Raw genomic sequence first — 19,723 nt, forward strand, 5'->3', positions numbered from 1 at the left:
TGCCTATTCTCCGGTCGCGAGCTTCGTCGCGTCGATTTTCGACAGATCGATCGTGTTGTTGATCTTTACGGTCGACCCTGCCTGGAGCTTGTTCTGTCCCGAAGCGACGACCTGCTGGCCCACCTCCAGACCGGACAGGACCTCCACTGTGGCACCACGGCGGCGGCCGGCCTTGACGAAGACCTGCTTGACCACGTCAACCTTCTGCCCGCCCTTTTCTTCCGGCTCGACCGTGTAGACATAGTCGCCGTAAAGGCTGGTGATCACAGCCGTCTGGGGGATCGTGAGCACGTTGGGCTCCGGCGGAAGGATGGCCTCGACGTGGAGGAACTGGCCCGGAAGGATCGCGCCGTCCTTGTCGGTCGTGACTGTCGCCTGGACGGAAACGAGGCGGGTCTTGGGATCCACGCGCGGATCCTTGCCGGTGACGCTGCCGGTAAACCGCAATTCGCCCTCTGTGACGCCGACGCGGACCTCCTGGCCGAGCTTGATCTTGCTGGCCTCCTGCTCCGGAACCGTGAAGTCGACCTTCATGGAGGAGAGATCCTGGAAGCTCGCAATCACTGTTCCGGGCTGCAGGTACTGACCGATATCGATGCGCGGAATACCGATGACGCCGGAGAATGGCGCCTTGAGAGCCTTCTGCTCGATGGTCGCCTGAAGACGCGCGAGTCGCGACCGGGCAGCCGCCATGGCTGCGCTCGCCTGGTCGAAATTGGCCTCCGTCCCATAGCCGCGGGACGACAAGGTTTTGGCGCGTTCGAATGCGCTCTCCGTGACTTTAACGGCAGCCTGCACGTCCGTGAGATCGGCACGCTCGACCGTATCGTCGAGCTGGACCAGGATCTCGCCCTTGCGGATATCCTGGTTCGCCTTGAACTTGATTTCCTTGACGATACCGGGAGTCTCGAAGGACAGCTCGACCCCGTTGGCCGCGCGCGCCGTACCGATGGCGCTCACGGCTGGGGTCCAAGTCTTGGACTCGACCTTCGCGGAGGACACCACCTGGGCAGGCGCCTTCATGTTGGCGAAGAAGTCCTTAATCATCTTCTCTTTAAAGAAGTTGAACCAGACCAGACCTGCGCAGAGTCCAATCGCAAGAATGAACACAATAGAGACTACGATGCGCCGTTTCATGGGCTGGTTCCGAATTTGGGGGACCGAAGAATCTGGTCCTATTTGGATGAGGAGGGGGCGGCTTTAGCGCATCTTCCCCTTGACGCCAATGCCACCGGGCCATTTATATACCGTCTGGACGGTTCAGTGCAAGAGGTGCGAATGTTTGCGTGTGTCCGGGGCCGGAAGAGTTCCCGCGAAAAAATTCTCGACGCAGCAGCCGAGCTAGTCGGCGAAATCGGCTCGGGGCGCCTGACCCTCGATGCCGTTGCGGAACGGGCCGGACTCAGCAAAGGCGGGCTTCTTTACAACTTTCCGAGCAAGGAAGCACTCCTCCAGGCAATGATTCAGCGCCTCGTCGATGAAGTATCCCTTGAGAAAGAGGCGCTGAGGAGGCAATCGCCGCCCAAGCGCAACCTCGAGGCCAGACTATGTACGGCCGCGCTTCTCAAGATGTGCGGCAGCGGAAAGATGAAGGAGATCGCCACCGGCATGCTGGCCGCCTCCTCGGAGAATCCGCGCCTCCTGGAGCCCGTACGCGATGTGGTCAAGGAAACCCTTGGCAAGCTGAGGGCCACTTCGGACGATTTCGACGCCAGCATCGTGGCCTGGCTCGCCGTCGAGGGTCTGCGCAGTATGGAAATGCATGACATCAGCCCCTTCTCGGACGAGGACCGGGAGCGGATCGTCAAAGTTATCAATCGCCTGCTCGACAACGGCATCGCCGAGCAGGCCCCCTGAAGGCGGGCTTTACGCCATCCAGGACGGGTCGTTCAGAACCTCGTCCGTATGCTCCCCGAGGCGTGGGGACGGGCGTTTGGCTGCCAGCGGCTCCCCATCCATCACGATGGGCGAGCGTACGGACGGAATAGCGCCGGCCTTGGCGTCTGGCGAGGGCAAGTCGATCCTCATGCCGCGGGCGATCACCTGAGGGTCGGCAAACACATCGGCCACGGTGTTGATCGGGCCGGCCGGAACCCCCTGACGCTCCAGGGCAGACAGGAGCGCCTCCCGCGTCATCTGCAGGGTCAGCGCTGTGAGCAGGGGAACCAGTTCGGCGCGGTGGCGCACCCGGCCAGCATTGGTCTTGAAGCGCTCGTCCTGGGCGAGGTCCGGCTGTCCGAGAACCTCGACGAAGCGGGCATATTGCCCGTCATTGCCGACAGCCACGATCACGTGCCCGTCCGAAACGGGGAAAACCTGATAGGGCACGATGTTGGGATGGGCGTTGCCCATGCGCCGAGGGGCCTTGCCGGAAGCCAGGTAGTTCATGGCCTGGTTCGCCAGGACGCTCGTCTGAACGTCGAGGAGCGCCATGTCGAGATGGGCGCCCTGCCCGGTCTGGTCGCGCCGGCGAAGGGCCGCAAGAACGCCGACGACGGAATAGACCCCAGTGAAGATGTCCGCAAATGCAACACCGATCTTCTGCGGCTCTCCCTCCGGATCACCCGTCAGGTCCATGATCCCGCCCATGCCCTGGATCATGAAGTCGTAGCCGGCCCGGGACGCGTAGGGGCCGTCCTGCCCGAAGCCCGTGATGGAGCAATAGACAAGGCGAGGATTGACGCTTTTCAGGCTCTCGTAGTCTAGGCCGTATTTCTTCAGGCCGCCGACCTTGAAGTTTTCGATCACGATATCCGCATGGGCCGCGAGTTTGCGGACGAGTTCCTGGCCTTCCTTCGTCTCGAAATCGGCCGCGATGGAGCGCTTTCCGCGATTGCAGGCGTGGAAATAAGCCGCCGACAGGTCGCCCCCATCGGCCGCCTCGATGAAGGGAGGGCCCCAGCCACGGGTGTCGTCACCGGCGCCCGGCCGTTCGACTTTGACCACATCGGCGCCGAGATCGGCCAGGAGCTGGCCGACCCAGGGGCCGGCCAGGATGCGGGCGAGTTCGAGGACCTTGAGTCCTTCAAGCGGCTTCATCGCGATGCTTCCGGGCCAGAGCTTAGAAGAATGCCTGCAATCCGGTCTGCGCCCGGCCCAGGATGAGGGCGTGCACGTCGTGCGTGCCCTCGTAAGTGTTCACGGTCTCCAGGTTCTGCGCATGGCGCATGACGTGGTATTCCTCCTGGATGCCGTTGCCGCCATGCATGTCGCGGGCGATGCGGGCGATCTCCAGCGCCTTGCCGCAATTGTTGCGCTTGACCAGCGAGATCATCTCGGGCGCCATGCGGCCCTCATCGAAGAGGCGGCCCACCCGGAGCGAGGCATGAAGGCCGAGGGTGATCTCGGTCATCATGTCGGCGAGTTTCTTCTGCACCAGCTGAGTGGCCGCGAGCGGCTTGTCGAACTGCTTGCGGTCGAGCGTGTATTGCCGCGCCCGGTGCCAGCAATCCTCCGCCGCACCCATGGCGCCCCAGGAAATGCCGTAGCGGGCCCGGTTCAGGCAGCCGAAGGGGCCCTTGAGGCCCGACACGTTCGGCAGAAGCGCATCCTCCGGCACCTCGACCCCGTCCATGACGATCTCGCCGGTGATCGAGGCGCGCAGCGAGAGCTTGCCGCCGATCTTCGGGGCGGTCAGGCCCTTCATGCCCTTGTCGAGCACAAAACCGCGGATCTGGTTGTCATGGGCCGCCGACTTCGCCCAGACGACGAACACGTCCGCGATGGGCGAATTCGAGATCCACATCTTGCTGCCGGTGAGGCGATAGCCGCCGTCGATCTTCTCGGCGCGGGTCTTCATGCCCGCAGGGTCCGAGCCGGCATCAGGCTCCGTCAGGCCGAAGCAGCCGACATACTCGCCCGAGGCGAGCTTCGGCAGGTACTTCCGGCGCTGCTCCTCGCTGCCATAGGCGTAGATCGGGTACATGACCAGGGAGGACTGGACGCTCATCATGGAGCGATAGCCGGAATCGACCCGCTCGACCTCCCGGGCCACGAGACCATAGGCCACGTACGAGGCACCCGCGCAGCCATAATCCTCCGGCAGAGTCACGCCGAGAAGGCCGAGCTCGCCCATTTCGTTGAAGATGGCGCGGTCCGTGCGCTCCTCGCGATAGGCCTCGATGACCCGCGGCAGGAGCTTGTCCTGCGCATAGGCGCGGGCCGTATCGCGAATCATCCGCTCATCGTCCGTGAGCAGATCATCGAGCAGGAGCGGATCGTCCCACTTCAGCTTTGCGAGTTCGTGAGCACCGGCCATGGTTCCGATCCTTCTGCTTCGACAGGCCCGGATTTTGGGCTCTGGCGGGAGTTGATGATTTCGGGCGGGAAAATTGCCCTGGACGACAAGGAAGTAAAGCGACATCTTCGAAGCAGGTTATTCTAAATTGGAATGAACTGGTGTTCAGACGCGGCTTTCTCCCCAGTGTCGGCAATCTCCTGGCCTTTGAGGCGACGGCGCGGCACGGGAGCGTTTCCAGGGCGGCCGAGGAGCTAAACCTGACCCAGAGCGCCGTATCCCGGCAGATCCAGCAGCTGGAGGAGGCTCTCGGGCTGTCCCTGTTCAGCCGCACGCGGCAACGGGTGGTGCTGACGGATGTGGGCCGCATGTACGCGACCCATGTGCGCAATACCCTCGCCGAGCTCTCGGACGCCACGCGCCAGGCCATCGCCCTGTCGGGCACGAGCGGGGTCCTCAATCTCGCGGTCCTGCCCACCTTCGGCACCCGATGGCTCATCCCACGAATGCGCACGTTCTTCGCCCATCACCCGGACGTGACGGTGAATTTCGGCGTGCGCCTCGTGCCGTTCGATTTCGCGTCAGAGCCTTTCGATGCCGCCATCCATTTCGGCCAGCCGCATTGGCCCGGCGCTTTGTGCGACCACCTCCTGGACGAGGAATGTGTCCCGGTCTGCAGTCCGGACTATCGCGAACGCGAGAAGATCCGGACGCCCGCGGACCTTACCCGCGCCACCCTGCTCCAGCAAAGCACCCGGTCCACGGCCTGGGCGGAATGGTTCGCCGAAGTCGGCGTGGATATCGGCAATGCCCTGCGCGGCCCCCGCTTCGAGCAGTTCGCCATGGTCGCGCAGGCTGCCGTTGCGGGAATCGGCGTTGGCCTCATTCCGCATTTCCTGATTGCGGACGAGATCGCCTCCGGACGCCTAGCGATCCTGTTTCCGCAAAGTCTGATCAGCAGCGGCGCCTATTACCTTGTCTACCCGGAGCCCAAGGCGGAGGCACCGCTGGTGCGCTCCTTCCGGGATTGGATCAAGGCCGAGACGCGGCAAGCCTCTACCGTGAGAGACCGAACTTCGAACGTCCCAGGACCGTCCGGCTTAAGATAAACGCTCCCCAGCCGCAGAGGGCGATCGCCGCCACCATGGAGAGCGGCGTCCCGTCGAAGAAGGCGCTGACCAGGGCGATCATGACTGCGCCCGTGCAGAGCTGGAGAGTTCCCATGAGGGCGGAGGCCGTGCCCGCGATGGGTCCATGCGCCTCCAGGGCCAGCACGGCAGTCGAGGGAATCACGAGGCCGAGGGCTCCGAACGCCACAAACAGCATCCCCCAGAGAACATAAGGACTGTCGACGCCCGAAAGGGTCACGACGAGGAGCAGGGTCGTCATTGCGGCAAAGACGCTGATGGCCCTGCGAACCACGCGCTCCGCCCCGAAACGGCGCATGAGCGTGCTGTTGAACTGCGCGCCACCGATGAACGCAATGGCGTTGGATGCGAAAACAAGGCTGTAGCGGGACGGCGTGAGGCCGAAATGCTCGATGAACACGATGGAGGAGCCGGCCAGATAGGCGAAGAAGCTCGCCTGGCCGAGACCGCCGATGAAGACGAGCCCCAGGAAATGCCAGTCCTTCAAAAGGCTGCCATAGGTCCTGACGACTTCTCCGATGCTCCGGCGGCTCGCGGTCCTTGCCCGTGTCTCTGGGAGAAGGGTGGCGACGACGAGCAACCCCAGGAGGCCGATTCCCGCAATGGCCCAGAAGATCACGCGCCAGCTGTAGAATTCCGTCAGGGTGCTGCCCGCCAGGGGCGCCAGGATCGGCGACACGCTGAAGACCAGCATGATGGTTGCCATCAGGCGCGCCGCGTCCGCCCCCGTATGCAGGTCCCGCACGATGGCGCGGGTAATGACCATGCTGGCGCAGGCGCCCACGCCCTGCAGGAAGCGGAAGGCAATCAGCGCCTCCGCGCTCCTGGCGAAGCTGCAGCCGATGGCGCCTGCGATGAACAGGACCAGACCGAAATAGATGGGCGGCTTGCGTCCGACCTGATCGGAGACGGGGCCGTAGACGACCTGACAGATCGCGATCGCCAGAAAGAAGCTCATCAGGCTCATCTGGACGGCGCTGACGTCCACCTGCAGGTCCCGTGCAATCGCCGGGAAGGCAGGAAGATACATGTCGATGGCAAACGGGCCGATGGCGGACAGCATGCCGAGGACGAGGGCATTGCGAAGAAATGCGGATCGCATGGAAATGACTTCCGTAGGACCGGTCTCGCCGGTCGGAAAGGAACGAAGGCCCGCGCTCAAGCGAACGCAGGAGACAATAACAATGGGAGAAACGGGGCCGGGCCGGGTCAGCCGCAGGGAAAAGCCTGCCAGCTGCAGCGGAGGTTTTTATGCTGCTCCGACACCTGACGCAAGACAGGAATTTAAAGAAAAGGCCGCGCTGCCCTTCTGAAGCAGCGCGGCCCTCATAGGCAACCAAGTGCTGTCCTTAGAGCAGGGCGCTCTCCTTCCGCCCGGAGAGGTGGAACGCCGCATAGACGGCCACCACGGTCATGGTCAGCAGGATGGTCGAGAGCGCTGAGGCCGTGCCGTATTCGCCGTCCATGACCGACAGGTAGATCCGGACCGGCATGGTGATGGTGCGCCCCACATAGAGCACCAGGGAGGACGAGAGCTCGTTCATGGCCGTCACGAAGCTCATCAGCCCGCCCGCGAGGATCCCCGGAAGGATGAGCGGCACCGTTACCTTAAGGAAGGCCTTGCCGGGCGAGTAGCCGAGGCTGATGGCAGCATCCTCCAGGTTCGGGCCGACCTGCTTGAGGGCGGCCGCGACCGAGCGGGCCGAATAGGGCAGCCGCCGCACGTAGATGGCGAGGACGATGATGAGCCCCGTCCCGGTGAGGGCGAGGGGCGGATCGTTGAACCGGGTGATGAACGCAATGCCCATGACGATCCCCGGCACGATGTAGGGGATCATCAGCAAGGCATCGAGCGATCCCGTAGCGATGCTGGGCCGCCGCGAGATCAGGTAGCCGATCAGGGTGCCGCTGATGACGATGGCCGTCACTGCCATCGTCGAGAAGAGCAGCGTATTCCAGATCGGGTCGGAGACGGTGGAAATCACCTTCTCGTAGCTCTGGAGGCTCAGGCCCGGCTGGAAGACCGGGCCGTTGGTGCGCCGGAAGGAGAACAGCACGACGATGAAGGTCGGGAGAGCGCCCAGGAAGACGATCGTATAGGCGAGGAGGTGCAGGCCGAAAGACTTCAGGCCCTTCACCCGCTGCTGCTCCGGCTTCTTGATGAGGTTGCTGTAATAGACGTTCTTCCGCAGCAGCCAGCGCTGCCCGAACACGACGATCATCGAGAGTACGATGAGAACGACGCTCAGCGCGGAGGCCATGCCGGGATTGCCCCCAACCTCGCCCGCGAAGAGGTTGAAGGCCTCCGTCGCCAGGACGTTGAAATCGCGCCCGATGATGCGGGGCGTGCCGAAATCCGCGATGGACAGGACGAAGGTGAGCAGGGCGCTGGCCGAGATGGCCGGCAGGATGAGCGGGAAGGTGACCGTGAACAGGCGCTTCCAGGGCGGCACGCCCAGGCTCTCGGCCGCCTCCTCGACGGAACGGTTGATTGCCGCCAGGGCTCCCGACGTGATCAGGAAGACGTGCGGGAAGAACTTGAGGCTGAACACGAGGATGACGCCGGCCACCCCGTAGATCGGAGGGATCGAGATCCCGATGGATGCGAGGCCCTTGCGGACCACGCCGCTGGCGCCGAACAGGACGATCCACGCATAGGCCCCGATGAAGGGCGGCGAGACCAGGGCCACGACGGCAAGCGTCTGGATCAGGGGGCGGCCCATGATGCGGAAACGCGTGGTGACGAACGCGAGGGTGACGCCGAGCACGAGAGCCCCGGCCATGCCGCCGAAGCCCGCGATGAAGGTGTTGCCGATAGCCCGCTGATAGGCCTTGACGGTGAAGATATCCGCGTAATGGACGAGGGAGAACGCCCCCGTCTCGTTGTCGATCAGGCTGGCGCGCAGGATCGAGGACAGGGGCCAGACCAAAAGGAGCAGGAGAATGGCCCAGGCCGCGATGAGGACCAGGGTCCAGAGGTCGAAGCGAAAGCGCCGGGTCATGGGGCGGATCATTGGGCCTGCCCCGTCTTCACGAGGTTCCCGTCACGGTCAAACAGGGCGATCTTGGCGAGAGGCAGGAGGATGTCGACGGAGCGTCCTTCCATGGCGATGAAATCGGCGCTCGGGTCCATCACCTGGGCGATGATTTCTCCGGCCTCCGTCGCAAGGGTGTAGTGAGCCTCGCGACCGAGGAACGTCACTTTCCGGACCTCGCCGCGCAGTGCGACCCCTTCTCCCTGGCCCTCCCGGGCGCCCAGATGGACGTTCTCGGGCCTGATCGCCAGTTCCAGCTCTCCGCCCGCCGCACCTGCGGGGAATGCGAGAGACTGATTTCCTACGAAAAGGCGCCCTCCCTCCAGCCGGGCGGGGATGAAATTCATGGTCCCGACGAAGCTTGCCGCAAAGCGACGGACGGGCTGCCGGTAGATCTCGAAGGGCGTGCCGATCTGCTCCGCCCGGCCCTTGTGCATCACGCAGATGCGGTCGGAGACGGCCAGCGCCTCCTCCTGATCGTGTGTCACGTAGATCGTCGTGATTCCAAGCCGCCTCTGAATATCGCGGATATCCTCGCGCAGCTCGATGCGCAGTTTGGCATCGAGGTTGGACAGAGGCTCGTCCATGAGGAGCAGGGTCGGACGGATCGCCATGGCCCGGGCGAGCCCGATCCGCTGCTGCTGGCCGCCGGACATCTCGGCCGGGAGCCGGGACTGATAGCCGTCGAGCCGAACCATCTTCAGGCTCTCGGCGACCCGGTCCTCGATCTCGGATTTGGGCAGGGAGCGGGCCTTGAGGCCGAAGGCCACGTTCTCGGCCACCGAGAGATGCGGGAAAACCGCATAATCCTGGAAGACCATGCCGATATCGCGCTTATGGGCGGGCTTTCCGTCGATCCGCACACCGTCGACGACGATCTCGCCCCTGTCCTGGTGCTGGAAGCCCGCAATGGTCCGCAGGAGCGTGGTCTTTCCACATCCACTCGGGCCCAGAAGGGTAAAAAACTCGCCCGAGGCGATGACGAGATCGATACTCTCGAGAACCCGAACGTCCCGATAGCTCTTGGCCAGTCCCTGGATCCTCAACTCCGCCACGCCCCTGCTCCTGTTTTTTGTATAACTACGTTCTGAGGTTCTACGACTTTACAAAACTTCCAGCTTTCAGCAACATGGCGTAGCTTTGCTACTTAATCCGGGGAGGAAACAATGTTGAAAGCAGGCTTGACGGCCGGCGTCCTGCTGGCGTCGCTGAGTGTCGCCGCCATGGCGCAGGACAAGACGGTTGTCGTCTATACGGCCCACAAGGCGTCAATTGTCGACGCGCTGGTTCCTAAATTCGAAAAAGAGACGGGAATCAAGGTCGATGTGGTGAAGGCCGGCTCCGGCGACATCATCAAGCGCGTGAAGGCCGAGTCCTCCGCGCCGAAGGCCGACGTGATCTGGAGCATCGGCGGCGAGCAGCTCGAGGACAACAAGGACCTGCTGCAGACCTATACGCCCAAGGACGATGCAGCCCTCCTCCAGACCTACAAGGTCAGCCCCGAGTGGATTCCCTATACGGGCATCCTCCTCGTCATGGCCGTCAACAACAAGGAATTGAAGCCTGCCGACTATCCCAAGACCTGGGCAGAGCTCGGTGACGCCAAGTGGAAGGGCAAGGTCTCGTCCGCCCGGGCAGACTCGTCCGGCTCGTCCTTCCAGCAGCTCGCAACCGTGCTGATCGCTTACGGCGACAAGGGCTGGGACGTCTACAACAAGACCCTCGCCAACATGAACCTGTCCGATTCGTCGGGCGCCGTTCCGCGCTATGTCAACGACGGCGAGGCCCTGGTCGGCCTGACCCTCGAGGACAATGCCCTTGATTACGTGAAGGGCGGCGGCAACGTGGCCATCGTCTATCCCGAGGACGGCTCCTCCACGGTGGCGGACGGTGTTGCGCTGGTGAAGGGCGCGCCCCATGCGGAAACCGGCAAGGTGTTCATCGACTGGCTGCTGTCCAAGCCCGTCCAGGAGCAGCTCGTGTCCGATATCGGCCGCCGCTCCGTACGCAAGGACGTAACCGGCGCCGGGCTGAAGCCGATCAGCGAAATCAAGCTGGTCGACTACGACATCAAGAAGGTGGCCCAGCATCGCAACGAGTGGATCGCCAAGTGGAAGGCGGCCCTTCAGAACCGTTGAGTCCAGGCCAAACGTAGCGACACCGACACCATGCTGATCGAGGCGTTTTCCGAGGCGAAGGATCCTTCCAAGCCTCACACCAACGAGGATCGCCTCGTGATCCTGCCGGGCCGCGCCTATGCGGTCATCGACGGGGTCACGGACCGCCTCGGGACACGTTACGACGGCATGCTGTCGGGCCAATACGCGGCCATGATCGTTCAGGGCGCGCTCACGCAGATGCTGAGCGCGCCCGACGCCTCTCTCGACGGCCCGGCGATCGTACGGGCCCTGACCCAGGCCATCCGGAAGGCTTACGAAGCCCACGGCATGGCCGAGAAGGTGCAGACCGACTGGAACCTGCGCCTTTCGGCAGCGCTCGCCCTCGCCCTGGTGCGGGGCGACACCCTCGACATCATTCTCGCCGGCGACAGCGGCGTGCGCCTCAACGGCACGCAGACCCTGCGCATGGAGAAGGACCTCGACCTCATCACCTCGACCCTGCGCCGGCAGGCCTGGCCGATGATCGGCGAAAAGACCCGTGACCCTGCCCTGCAGGAGCAGCTTTCGCGCCGCATCACCTGGCATGGAACGCGCCAGGCGCCGGATTCCCTCGGCGGCCTCCTGACGGCCGACGATCTCGCCCGCCTCGAGTCCCTCGCCATCGCGGCGAACGTTCAAGCCCTGCCGCATGTCCCGCGCCCGCTCATCGAGCACCTCGTCACGGGCGGCATCGTTCACGCCCAGGGCGGCTACCAGAACGATACGTCCACGATCCTCGGCTATCCGTGCCTCGACGGCTTCCCCGTGCCCGAAAGCCTGATCCGCATCGAGAGCTTCCCTCTTTCGGAGATCGAGACGGTCGAGATCTACTCGGACGGCTATTTCCGCCCCGGCGACGGCTTCGGTGTCGCCTCCTGGGAGAGAGCCTTCGCGGAAGCGGAACGCGAGGATCCGGCGAAGGTCGTGCTCTATCCTTCGCCCAAGGGATCGACGGCAACGAACTGGGCGGACGACAGGACTTATCTCGGCGTTCGGCTTTAGGGGCCCGTCCCTTTCGGAATGACAGGATGAATCGCCCCGCGAACCTGATCGAGACCATCGAGCACATCGCGCCGAGCCTGAAGAAGGCCGAGCGGCGCGTCGCCGATCTGGTGCTTCAGGATATCGAAGGCACCACCCGCAGCAGCATCAAGTCCTTTGCGGCGCAGGCGGAAGTCAGCGAGCCCACGGTGATGCGCTTCGCGCGCCGGATGGGCTGCGACGGCTTCAGCGACTTCAAGATGCGCCTGGCGCAGGATTATGCCGTCGGACGCATGTATATCGAGGCCGAGCGCAGGGTGCAGGAGGGAGATGCGGGCACCACCGCGCAGCGGGTCTATCAGTCGGGCATGAATGCCCTGAGCACCGCGTTCGGCAGTCTTCAGGAACAGACCCTGAGCGACGCCGCGACCATACTGGCGAATGCACGACAGATCGTGTGCCTGGGCGTCGGGGGAAGTTCGGCCATCATGGCGCAGGAGATGGAGAACCGTCTCTTCCGCTTCGGGCTCTCCGTGACGGCCTCGGCGGACCCCTACAAGCAGCAGATGCTCGCGGCTATCGCCGACAAGGGGGACGCCTTCCTCATCTTTTCCGTCACGGGCAAGCCGCAATCGCTCGTGGATGCGGCCCGCACCGCAGCCGGGCGCGGCGCCGCCGTCATCGCCGTGACCCTGCCGGCGAGCCCTCTGGCGCAGAGGGCCAGCCTCCTGGTCCCTCTCGCCATTCCGGGCGACGAGGTTCACTTCAATTTTCCGAACCGCACCCGCTACGGGCAGCTGCTCGTGATCGACTGCCTGTCCGCCCTGGTCGGCGCCATGAAGCAGCCGGTCTCGGCCCGCAAGCTGCATCGAATCAGGACTACCCTGCTCGCCCTGCACGGCCACACCGAGGCGCAGCCGATCGGGGACTAAAAGTCCTCGCCGCAGAATTCCCGTGCCATGGTCGTCGAGCCGACGGACAATCCCCCATCGACCGGCAGAACGACGCCGGTAATCATGCGCGCATCGGGACCGATCAGGAAGGCCGCAACTCCGGCGATATCCTCCGGGACGCAAACATCGCCCAGGGGATACCAGCGCTTCAGCCGCTCGAATATTTCCGGATTCTGTTCCACGCGGGCTTTCCAGGCCTGGGTCTTCACGCTGCCCGGCGCGATGGCATTGGCCCGGATACCGTGCCGTCCGAATTCGACGGCCAGGAAGCGCGTCAGCTGCGCAAGGCCTGCCTTCGCGGCGCTGTAGGCCGGATAGCCATAGATCCCCGACCCGTTGACGGACGAGATGTTGATGATCGTGCCCCGCCTGCGGCCGATCATGCCGTCCTGCACGGCGCGGACGCAGCGCCAGGCGCCATTGAGGTTGAGCTCGATATCGGCCAGCCACGCGGCCTCGGACGTCTTGGCGAGCGTCGGGCTGACGACGCCTCCCGCATTATTGACGAGGACATCCACAGGCCCGAGGCCCGCCTCCACGGCGGCAACGGCCTGCGTGACCGATGCCAGATCCGTAACGTCCGCCACGACAGGCATCAGGAGCTGCGGATCGCCGACCGCCGCAACGGCATTCTGTAAGGCGGAGGCATCCCGGTCGAACATCGCGACCCGATGTCCATCATTCAGGAAGCGCGCGGATAGCGCCCGCCCGATATCCCCTGCTCCCCCTGTCACGATGATGGTTTGGCTCATGGCCGCCTCTCCCGATTCCGTCCGGCAACAGGGGAAATGTAGCTCAATAAAAATGCAACGTCGAAAATTACGCAGACGACGACAAATTTCGTTGTTTCACTACTTTTTCCCTTCTAATCTCCTGGCCGTTCCTTTCTGCCGGTGCCCCATGGATCCCAACGCCAAGACCATCGTTCGCTTCGATTACGAAGAGGTGATCGTTCCCGCCCATCCGGGCGTCATCAATTCCGACAGCCTCAACAAGCCGCTCCATATGCTCCCGGTCGGCGGCAAGCGGGCCTGGTCGGTCCAGTTCGACGAGTTGCCCAAGCTCATCCTGCGGATGACCCTGAAGGACGGAACGGTCGGAATCTCGGAATTCTACCGGGACCACAACTGGTCCATCATCGAGGGCGTCTCGAACATGCTCCTCGGCCAGAGCATCGCCGAGATGCCTCTGCAGGACCTGCCCATTGCCCTCTCGCGGGAATATGACGGCTTCGAATGCGCGATCTGGGATGCCTATGCGAAGTCCCTCGGCATTCCGCTGCACCGGCTCCTCGGAGGCGCGGTCCGCAACCATGTGAAGATCAGCGCCTGGTCGAGCCACCGGACCGTGGAGGAAATCGGCCCCTGGGTTCGGCAATACCATGAGCAGGGCTTCGACTGCATCAAGTTCAAATGCGACCTCGAGGACGACGTCGTGGCCTGGTGCACGGAGATCAAGAAGCATGCGCCCGGCATGAAGGTGATCTTCGATCCCAACCAGCGCTGGGAAAATTCCGGCAATGCCCGCCCGATCATCCGGGAATTGGAGAAGATCGGAAACGTCCTCCTGCTCGAGGACCCGATCCAGCGCTGGATGATCCAGGACTATGCCAATCTCCGCCAGTTCAGCGCCATTCCGATCGCGCTTCACGTCTCCCTGCCTTACGTCTTCCAGGGCCAGCGTCCCTATGAGGCCGTGAACGCCATTGCGCATGGGGCGGTCGACGGCTTCAACTTCAACGGGGGGCTGGCGAAGTTCAAGGCTCTTGCGGATCTCGCGACCATGGCCGGCCTCCCGTGCTGGCACGGCTCGGAGGTGGATCTCGGCATCCTGGAAGCAATGTACGTGCACCAGAGCGCAGCGGCGGCGAGCTGCGTCTGGCCGAGCGATATTTTCGGCCGCATGATCCGCTCCCACGATCTGCTCAAGACACCACTCGCCATCACGCCGCCCCACATCGCAGTTCCCGACGGCCCCGGCCTCGGGATCGAGCTCGATGAGGACGCCATCCGCCGCTTCAAGGTGTCCGAGCGGACTATTCGATAGGGAGAGCCATGAGCGACACGAATCCTTTCCCGCCTGCCGACGAGGCACGCCACGCCATCTGGGACATGCTGGTCCGCCGCGACATCGAGGCCTTCGTGGCCGGCGATTGGGAGGCGCATTACCGCGATTTCGCGCCCGATATGTTCTTCGGCATCGATGCCCGCTTCTCGGACAACCCGGACAGTTGGCGCGTCACCTATGCGGATATCGCCCGCTATCGGGAGGCCTGGCTCAACGGCTCGAAGGAGCTCAAGGGCCGGATCGCCGATGCGGATCTGCGCCAGTCCATCTTCGCCCTGACGAGCCTGCGCGACATCGAGATCATGGGCGACTTCGCCCTCGCCCGGAAGAAGTTCGACGGCGCCGTTCGCCTGGACGACGGCGAGACCGTCACCCTGCGCTGGCAGACACAGTATTTCTGCCGGCGGGTCGAAGGCCGCTGGCGCATCGCGGGGTTCCTAGGGTACCTCCCGAACCCCATGGGCAGCCATAAGGCGCCGGAATCCGTGAAGCGCGCCCCGGCTGCCACGCAGGCGCCGGGCCATGGGCCCTATTCGCCGGTCATCGAAGTGGCGCCGGGCCGGATCGTCGTGATTTCGGGACAGGCCGGCGTGGGGCCTGACGGAAAGACCGTCGGTCCCGACATCCGCAGCCAGACGCGGGCGACCATCGAGAACTGCGCCATGCAGTTGCGCAATGCCGGCTGCACCCTCGCGGACGTGTTCAAGGTCAATGTCTATATGACGGACCTGAACGACTGGCCGGTCTTCAACGAGATCTATGCCGAGATGATGCCCCAGCCGCTGCCGGTCAGAACGGCTGTCGAGACCAAGCTGCTGCGCGACTTCGTCGTGGAAATCGAACTTTGGGCGGTGAAGCCATGAGGTGGGAAAAGCTCACGACCGAGGAAGTCCGCCGGCTCGACCGCACGATTCCGGTTTTGATGAACATCGCGGCCATCGAGCAGCATGGCCCGCACCTCCCCCTCGATACGGATGCCCGGATCGGGGGACACTTCCTGGAGGAACTCGACAAAAGGCTCGGAGATCAGGTCCTCATCCTGCCGCCGGTGGTGGTCTGCACGTCAGAGCATCACATGGACTTTCCCGGCACCCTCACGGTGCAGCACACGACCCTGCTCGCCTATGTGACGGACATCCTCTCGGCTGTGGTCGCGCACGGCTTCACCAATATCCTCCTCCTCAACAGCCATGGCGGCAACCAGGCGATCGGCCAGGTGATCGTGGAGAGCTTCGGCGCCCGGCACCGCGACTGCCGCGTCGGACTTGTGACCTGGTGGCGGACCGCGACAGATGCCCTTCTGAAGGTCCAGGAGAGCGGTTTCGGAGGCGTCGGCCATGCCTGCGAGTTCGAGACCTCGCTCATGCTCCATATTGACGAGGCCTCGGTCCACAAGGAGCTGATCCCCGGATACAGTCACGTCATGACGCTCGACTGGGCGAATTCCGACCTCCTCAGAGGGGGGCGCGGCTCCCTGTTCCGGACCATGGCGGAGATTTCAGGCGGGTCGGGCGTCGTCGGCGACCCGAGCCTCGCGTCGGCCGAGAAGGGCGCGGCCATCAGCCGGATCGTGGTCGATGCCCTGAGCGACATCGTCGGCTCCCTGCGGTGAGCCCGTGGGTCGGCCCTGCGCCGGCCCGCAAATCGCCTGACACCCCGCCGACAGTTTCCCCTTACAAAGTCGCGTTCCTGAGCCGCCCCCCTCGGGAGGCATTCGCCTGCCCGGTTAAGCCGGTGAGAAAGACAGGGAAAATGCTTTCCCAAGAGGAAAGCTTCACGTTTCATTAACCATGTTTAGCCATGGCTAGTTAGGCTTTTCATCCGCCCTCAACGATGGGAGCCCTCTGTGCAGATCTTCCTATTCGGTTGACCCGGTTCAGTTCCACGGCATGTTATTTTATTCTCACCCCCTGACAGACTCGGCCTTTCTGCGCCTGCGCAAGGGGTGGCGGAAGCGTGCGCAAGGTCTCCTTGGCGCCCTCAAGACCCTGTCACTCACCGCAACGGCCATCCTGGCAGGCTGCTCGACCCAGTCCGAGCTCCGGTTCGCGTCGCTCATGACGGAGGTTCCGCCCTCCAAGGCGCTGGTCATGCCGCCGCCCGGCGGCCCGGCCGTGGTGGCCGTCCTGCAGCGCACCTATAAGAACGGCGTTTCTCAGGAGATCGCCCTGTCGACCGCCTCGGCGACGGTGGGCCAGAACGCATTCTATGTGAGCTTCGCGACCGACGTGGAGATGCCCTCCGAGAACGACGACGTGCTCAAGATCCGGCGGATCACGCCCGACCGGATCGAACGCGAAATGGAAGACCGCTTCCCCGGCGTCGACATGCGGACGTCTCTCTACTACGTCCAGAATAAATACGGTCCCTTCGGCTTCGCCACGGGCCGCTCGGCAGCGGGCGACGTCTGCCTTTATGCTTGGCAGCAGATCGAACCCAATACGCCCGCGATCATCGTCCCCGGCGGCATCGTCTCGGTGAGGCTGCGCCTGTGCGATGCCGACGCCACGGAGGAGCAGCTCCTCCGGACCATGTATGCCTTCTCGATTTCCGCCTATTATTCCCATTCGGGATGGAATCCCTTTGGGGATCCGCCGCCCGTTCCGCATCAGCTCGGTGGCCTGGATGCCCCCTCGTTTCCTCTCGGCATGGGAAGTACGGTCGAGCGGCCGCCCGTCCGCCCGTCTGTGACGCGGGCAGCCCCACCCCGGGTGCCGGCCCGCTCCACGGTGCGCGTCCCTGCGGCTGCGCCCCGCCCTGTGGAGCCGAGCAGGCCTCTCGAAGGCTACCCCATCGTCCCGCCCCCGCCCTGACCGTCCCGGCGAGCTCCTCGGTCGCATGGGAAGCGCCAATATCACGATAGACCCTTGAACATGCCTGAATTATGCGTAGTGCAACGTAAAGCACCGAAAAGAGATCGATAGCCGATGAAGAAGGGTCTAATCGTAGCCTTTTGGGCCCTAGCGGCTACTTTGATCCTCTTGCTGGTTGCCTTACCGATCAGTCTTCAGGCCCATCTCATCGCAGGACTTGTGGTCGTCTCCTGCATGATCGTGCTGAAATTCTTCCGGGCGCAAGGGGTCTGGCGGCTTATCGCCCTTGCGCTCGGGACAGCCATCGTCCTGCGCTATGTGTTCTGGCGGACCACGAGCACCCTGCCGCCCATCACCGAGCTCGAAAATTACATTCCGGCCATCCTGCTCTACATGGCCGAGATGTACTGCGTGCTGATGCTGTTTCTCAGCCTGTTCGTGGTTTCGAGCCCCCTTCCGTCCCGCCGCCCGCCGCAGATCGAAGACGAGAACCTGCCCTCCGTCGACGTGTTCGTGCCGTCCTACAACGAGGACGCCAACCTGCTCGCATCCACGCTTTCGGCCGCGAAGGCCATGAACTACCCGGCCGACAAGCTGACCATATGGCTTCTCGACGATGGGGGCACCGACCAGAAGTGCCAATCCTCCAACAAGGCTCAGGCAGAGGAAGCCAAGGCGCGCCGGGCCGAGCTTCAGGCCCTGTGCGCGGCCCTGGACGTGAAGTACCTGACCCGCGCGAAGAACGTGCACGCGAAAGCCGGAAACCTGAATAACGGCCTCGAGCACTCGACCGGCGATCTCGTCGCGGTTTTCGATGCCGACCATGCGCCGGCGCGAAGCTTCCTCCAGGAGACGGTCGGTTATTTCAATACGGAAAAGAATCTTTTCCTTGTTCAGACCCCACATTTCTTCATCAACCCGGACCCGCTGGAGCGAAATCTCGGAACGTTCGACACGATGCCGTCCGAGAATGAAATGTTCTACGGCATCATCCAGCGGGGCCTCGACCGCTGGAACGGGGCGTTCTTCTGCGGCTCGGCCGCTTTGCTTCGCCGGGAGGCCCTGCAGGAGACGAACGGGTTCAGCGGCATCAGCATCACGGAGGATTGCGAGACCGCCCTCGAGCTGCATTCCCGCGGCTGGAAGAGCATCTATGTGGACAAGCCGCTGATCGCCGGCCTGCAGCCGGACACCTTCGCCAGCTTCATCGGCCAGCGGTCTCGCTGGGCACAGGGCATGATGCAGATCATGCGCTACCGTTTCCCGCTCTTCAAACGCGGTCTCAGCCTGCCCCAGCGCCTGTGCTACCTGTCGAGCATGCTGTTCTGGCTGTTTCCGTTCACGCGCCTGTGCTTCCTGATCTGCCCCCTCTGTTACCTGTTCTTTTCCCTCGAGATCTTCACTGCATCGGGAGGCGAGTTTCTCGCCTACACCTCGACCTACATGATGGTGAACTTCATGATGCAGAACTATCTCTACGGGCGCTATCGCTGGCCCTGGATTTCTGACCTCTACGAGTTCATCCAGACGATCTACCTGTTTCCCGCCATCCTGTCGGTCATCGCCAATCCCAGCAAGCCCACCTTCAAGGTCACGGCCAAGAACGAATCCCTGGCCCAGAGCCGGGTCTCGGAGCTGGGCGCGCCCTTCTTCATCATCTTCGGCCTTCTGGTGCTCGGCCTCGTGGCGACGGCGGTGCGGCTTTGGGCCGAGCCCTACAAGGCCGACGTCACCTTGGTGACGGGAGCGTGGAACCTTCTCAACCTGATCATTGCGGGATGCGCTCTCGGCGTCGTGTCGGAGCGGGGAACGCGGCGGCAGAGCCATCGCGTCCGCGTTCAGCGCCAATGCCGTTTCATCATGGGCGACAAGGTCGTCGATGGGTTGATCCAGGACGTCTCGGTGGGCGGCGCCAGCCTTCGCCTGTCCCAGTCAGCCCTGCCGGGCCTCAAGAAGGGCGCCCTCGGAACCCTCGAATTCACGCCCTATTCCGCATTGCCCGTCGACCAGTTGCCGATGGAAGTCCGGAAGATGAGCATGGACGAAAAGGGCATCCTGATCGGCTGCCGCTTCCTGACCGAAACGCCCGAGCACCACCGGCTGATCGCCGATCTGGTCTTCGCGAATGCTGACCAGTGGAGTCAGTTCCAGAAGCGCCGGCACCAGGATATCGGCATTCTGCGCGGGACCATCTGGTTCTTCTCGGTCGCGCTCTATCAGACCGGGCGCGGCCTGGCCTATCTCTTCGGCCTGCAGAAACTCGGCACACCCGAGCCGCCGGCGGCCCCCATGACCCCGGCCGGCGAGTCGGCGACCCTTACGAAATAGAG

General features: G+C 63.6%; 17 protein-coding genes. 10 read left to right on the forward strand and 7 right to left on the reverse strand.

The features are described 5' to 3' along the window. Positions 1-3 precede the first annotated feature (3 nt). Positions 4-1,137 carry an efflux RND transporter periplasmic adaptor subunit gene (locus tag C4E04_RS18520; RefSeq protein ID WP_109599814.1) on the reverse strand — a complete coding sequence of 378 codons (1,134 nt, stop codon included), beginning with the start codon at positions 1,135-1,137 and terminating at the stop codon, positions 4-6. 42 nt (positions 1,138-1,179) lie between these two features. On the opposite strand from C4E04_RS18520, the gene C4E04_RS18525 reads away from it, so the two are divergent. After that, the gene (locus C4E04_RS18525) at positions 1,180-1,857 is read left to right on the forward strand and encodes a TetR/AcrR family transcriptional regulator (protein WP_162559463.1); all 678 of its coding nucleotides are present in this window, start codon (positions 1,180-1,182) and stop codon (positions 1,855-1,857) included. Between the two features lie 9 nt (positions 1,858-1,866). Here the strand turns inward: C4E04_RS18525 and C4E04_RS18530 are convergent, their stop codons facing one another. Both C4E04_RS18530 and C4E04_RS18535 read right to left on the reverse strand, forming a co-directional pair. Then, positions 1,867-3,039: a CaiB/BaiF CoA-transferase family protein gene (locus C4E04_RS18530; RefSeq protein WP_109599818.1), complete on the reverse strand. Its 1,173-nt coding sequence runs from the start codon at positions 3,037-3,039 to the stop codon at positions 1,867-1,869. Between the two features lie 22 nt (positions 3,040-3,061). After that, positions 3,062-4,258 carry an acyl-CoA dehydrogenase gene (locus C4E04_RS18535; RefSeq protein ID WP_109599820.1) on the reverse strand — a complete coding sequence of 399 codons (1,197 nt, stop codon included), beginning with the start codon at positions 4,256-4,258 and terminating at the stop codon, positions 3,062-3,064. A gap of 140 nt (positions 4,259-4,398) precedes the next feature. Between C4E04_RS18535 and C4E04_RS18540 the strand changes: the two genes are divergently transcribed. Further along, positions 4,399-5,346 (forward strand): LysR family transcriptional regulator, encoded by a 948-nt coding sequence (locus C4E04_RS18540; protein ID WP_109599822.1) that lies wholly within the window; start codon positions 4,399-4,401, stop codon positions 5,344-5,346. Here C4E04_RS18540 and C4E04_RS18545 read toward each other — a convergent pair. From C4E04_RS18545 to C4E04_RS18555, 3 genes are all read right to left on the reverse strand, one after another. After that, positions 5,294-6,487 (reverse strand): multidrug effflux MFS transporter, encoded by a 1,194-nt coding sequence (locus C4E04_RS18545; RefSeq protein ID WP_109599824.1) that lies wholly within the window; start codon positions 6,485-6,487, stop codon positions 5,294-5,296. The genes C4E04_RS18540 and C4E04_RS18545 overlap by 53 nt on opposite strands. Positions 6,488-6,734: 247 nt before the next feature. Then, positions 6,735-8,387 (reverse strand): iron ABC transporter permease, encoded by a 1,653-nt coding sequence (locus tag C4E04_RS18550; protein WP_162559464.1) that lies wholly within the window; start codon positions 8,385-8,387, stop codon positions 6,735-6,737. A gap of 8 nt (positions 8,388-8,395) precedes the next feature. Further along, entirely contained in the window at positions 8,396-9,475 is a 1,080-nt protein-coding gene (locus C4E04_RS18555) for an ABC transporter ATP-binding protein (protein ID WP_109599828.1), read from the reverse strand. 111 nt (positions 9,476-9,586) lie between these two features. Between C4E04_RS18555 and C4E04_RS18560 the strand changes: the two genes are divergently transcribed. The 3 genes from C4E04_RS18560 to C4E04_RS18570 are packed head-to-tail and all read left to right on the forward strand — an operon-like array spanning position 9,587 to position 12,492. After that, complete coding sequence (locus tag C4E04_RS18560) at positions 9,587-10,558, forward strand: extracellular solute-binding protein (RefSeq protein WP_109599830.1); 972 nt, start codon at positions 9,587-9,589, stop codon at positions 10,556-10,558. 30 nt (positions 10,559-10,588) lie between these two features. Continuing rightward, entirely contained in the window at positions 10,589-11,581 is a 993-nt protein-coding gene (locus tag C4E04_RS18565; RefSeq protein WP_109599832.1) for a hypothetical protein, read from the forward strand. A 26-nt stretch (positions 11,582-11,607) separates the two neighbouring features. Beyond that, positions 11,608-12,492 carry a MurR/RpiR family transcriptional regulator gene (locus tag C4E04_RS18570; protein ID WP_109599834.1) on the forward strand — a complete coding sequence of 295 codons (885 nt, stop codon included), beginning with the start codon at positions 11,608-11,610 and terminating at the stop codon, positions 12,490-12,492. Here C4E04_RS18570 and C4E04_RS18575 read toward each other — a convergent pair. After that, positions 12,489-13,265 (reverse strand): SDR family oxidoreductase, encoded by a 777-nt coding sequence (locus tag C4E04_RS18575; RefSeq protein WP_109599836.1) that lies wholly within the window; start codon positions 13,263-13,265, stop codon positions 12,489-12,491. The two genes, C4E04_RS18570 and C4E04_RS18575, sit on opposite strands and share 4 nt — an antisense overlap. 148 nt (positions 13,266-13,413) lie before the next feature. On the opposite strand from C4E04_RS18575, the gene C4E04_RS18580 reads away from it, so the two are divergent. From C4E04_RS18580 to bcsA, 5 genes are all read left to right on the forward strand, one after another. After that, positions 13,414-14,559, forward strand: a complete 1,146-nt coding sequence (locus C4E04_RS18580; RefSeq protein ID WP_109599838.1) for a mandelate racemase/muconate lactonizing enzyme family protein — start codon at positions 13,414-13,416, stop codon at positions 14,557-14,559. An 8-nt stretch (positions 14,560-14,567) separates the two neighbouring features. Beyond that, complete coding sequence (locus C4E04_RS21770; protein WP_162559465.1) at positions 14,568-15,443, forward strand: Rid family hydrolase; 876 nt, start codon at positions 14,568-14,570, stop codon at positions 15,441-15,443. After that, positions 15,440-16,192, forward strand: a complete 753-nt coding sequence (locus C4E04_RS18590; RefSeq protein WP_109599840.1) for a creatininase family protein — start codon at positions 15,440-15,442, stop codon at positions 16,190-16,192. The genes C4E04_RS21770 and C4E04_RS18590 overlap by 4 nt, the downstream gene beginning before the upstream one ends. Before the next feature lie 277 nt (positions 16,193-16,469). Next, a complete protein-coding gene (bcsN, locus tag C4E04_RS18595; protein ID WP_109599842.1) occupies positions 16,470-17,393 on the forward strand; it encodes a cellulose biosynthesis protein BcsN in 924 nt (307 codons plus the stop codon). Positions 17,394-17,507: 114 nt separating this feature from the next. Next, positions 17,508-19,721: a UDP-forming cellulose synthase catalytic subunit gene (gene bcsA / locus C4E04_RS18600; protein WP_109599845.1), complete on the forward strand. Its 2,214-nt coding sequence runs from the start codon at positions 17,508-17,510 to the stop codon at positions 19,719-19,721. The last annotated feature ends 2 nt before the right edge of the window (positions 19,722-19,723 follow it).

Source organism: Microvirga sp. 17 mud 1-3 (genome assembly GCF_003151255.1).
In the GTDB taxonomy this organism is placed as follows: domain Bacteria; phylum Pseudomonadota; class Alphaproteobacteria; order Rhizobiales; family Beijerinckiaceae; genus Microvirga.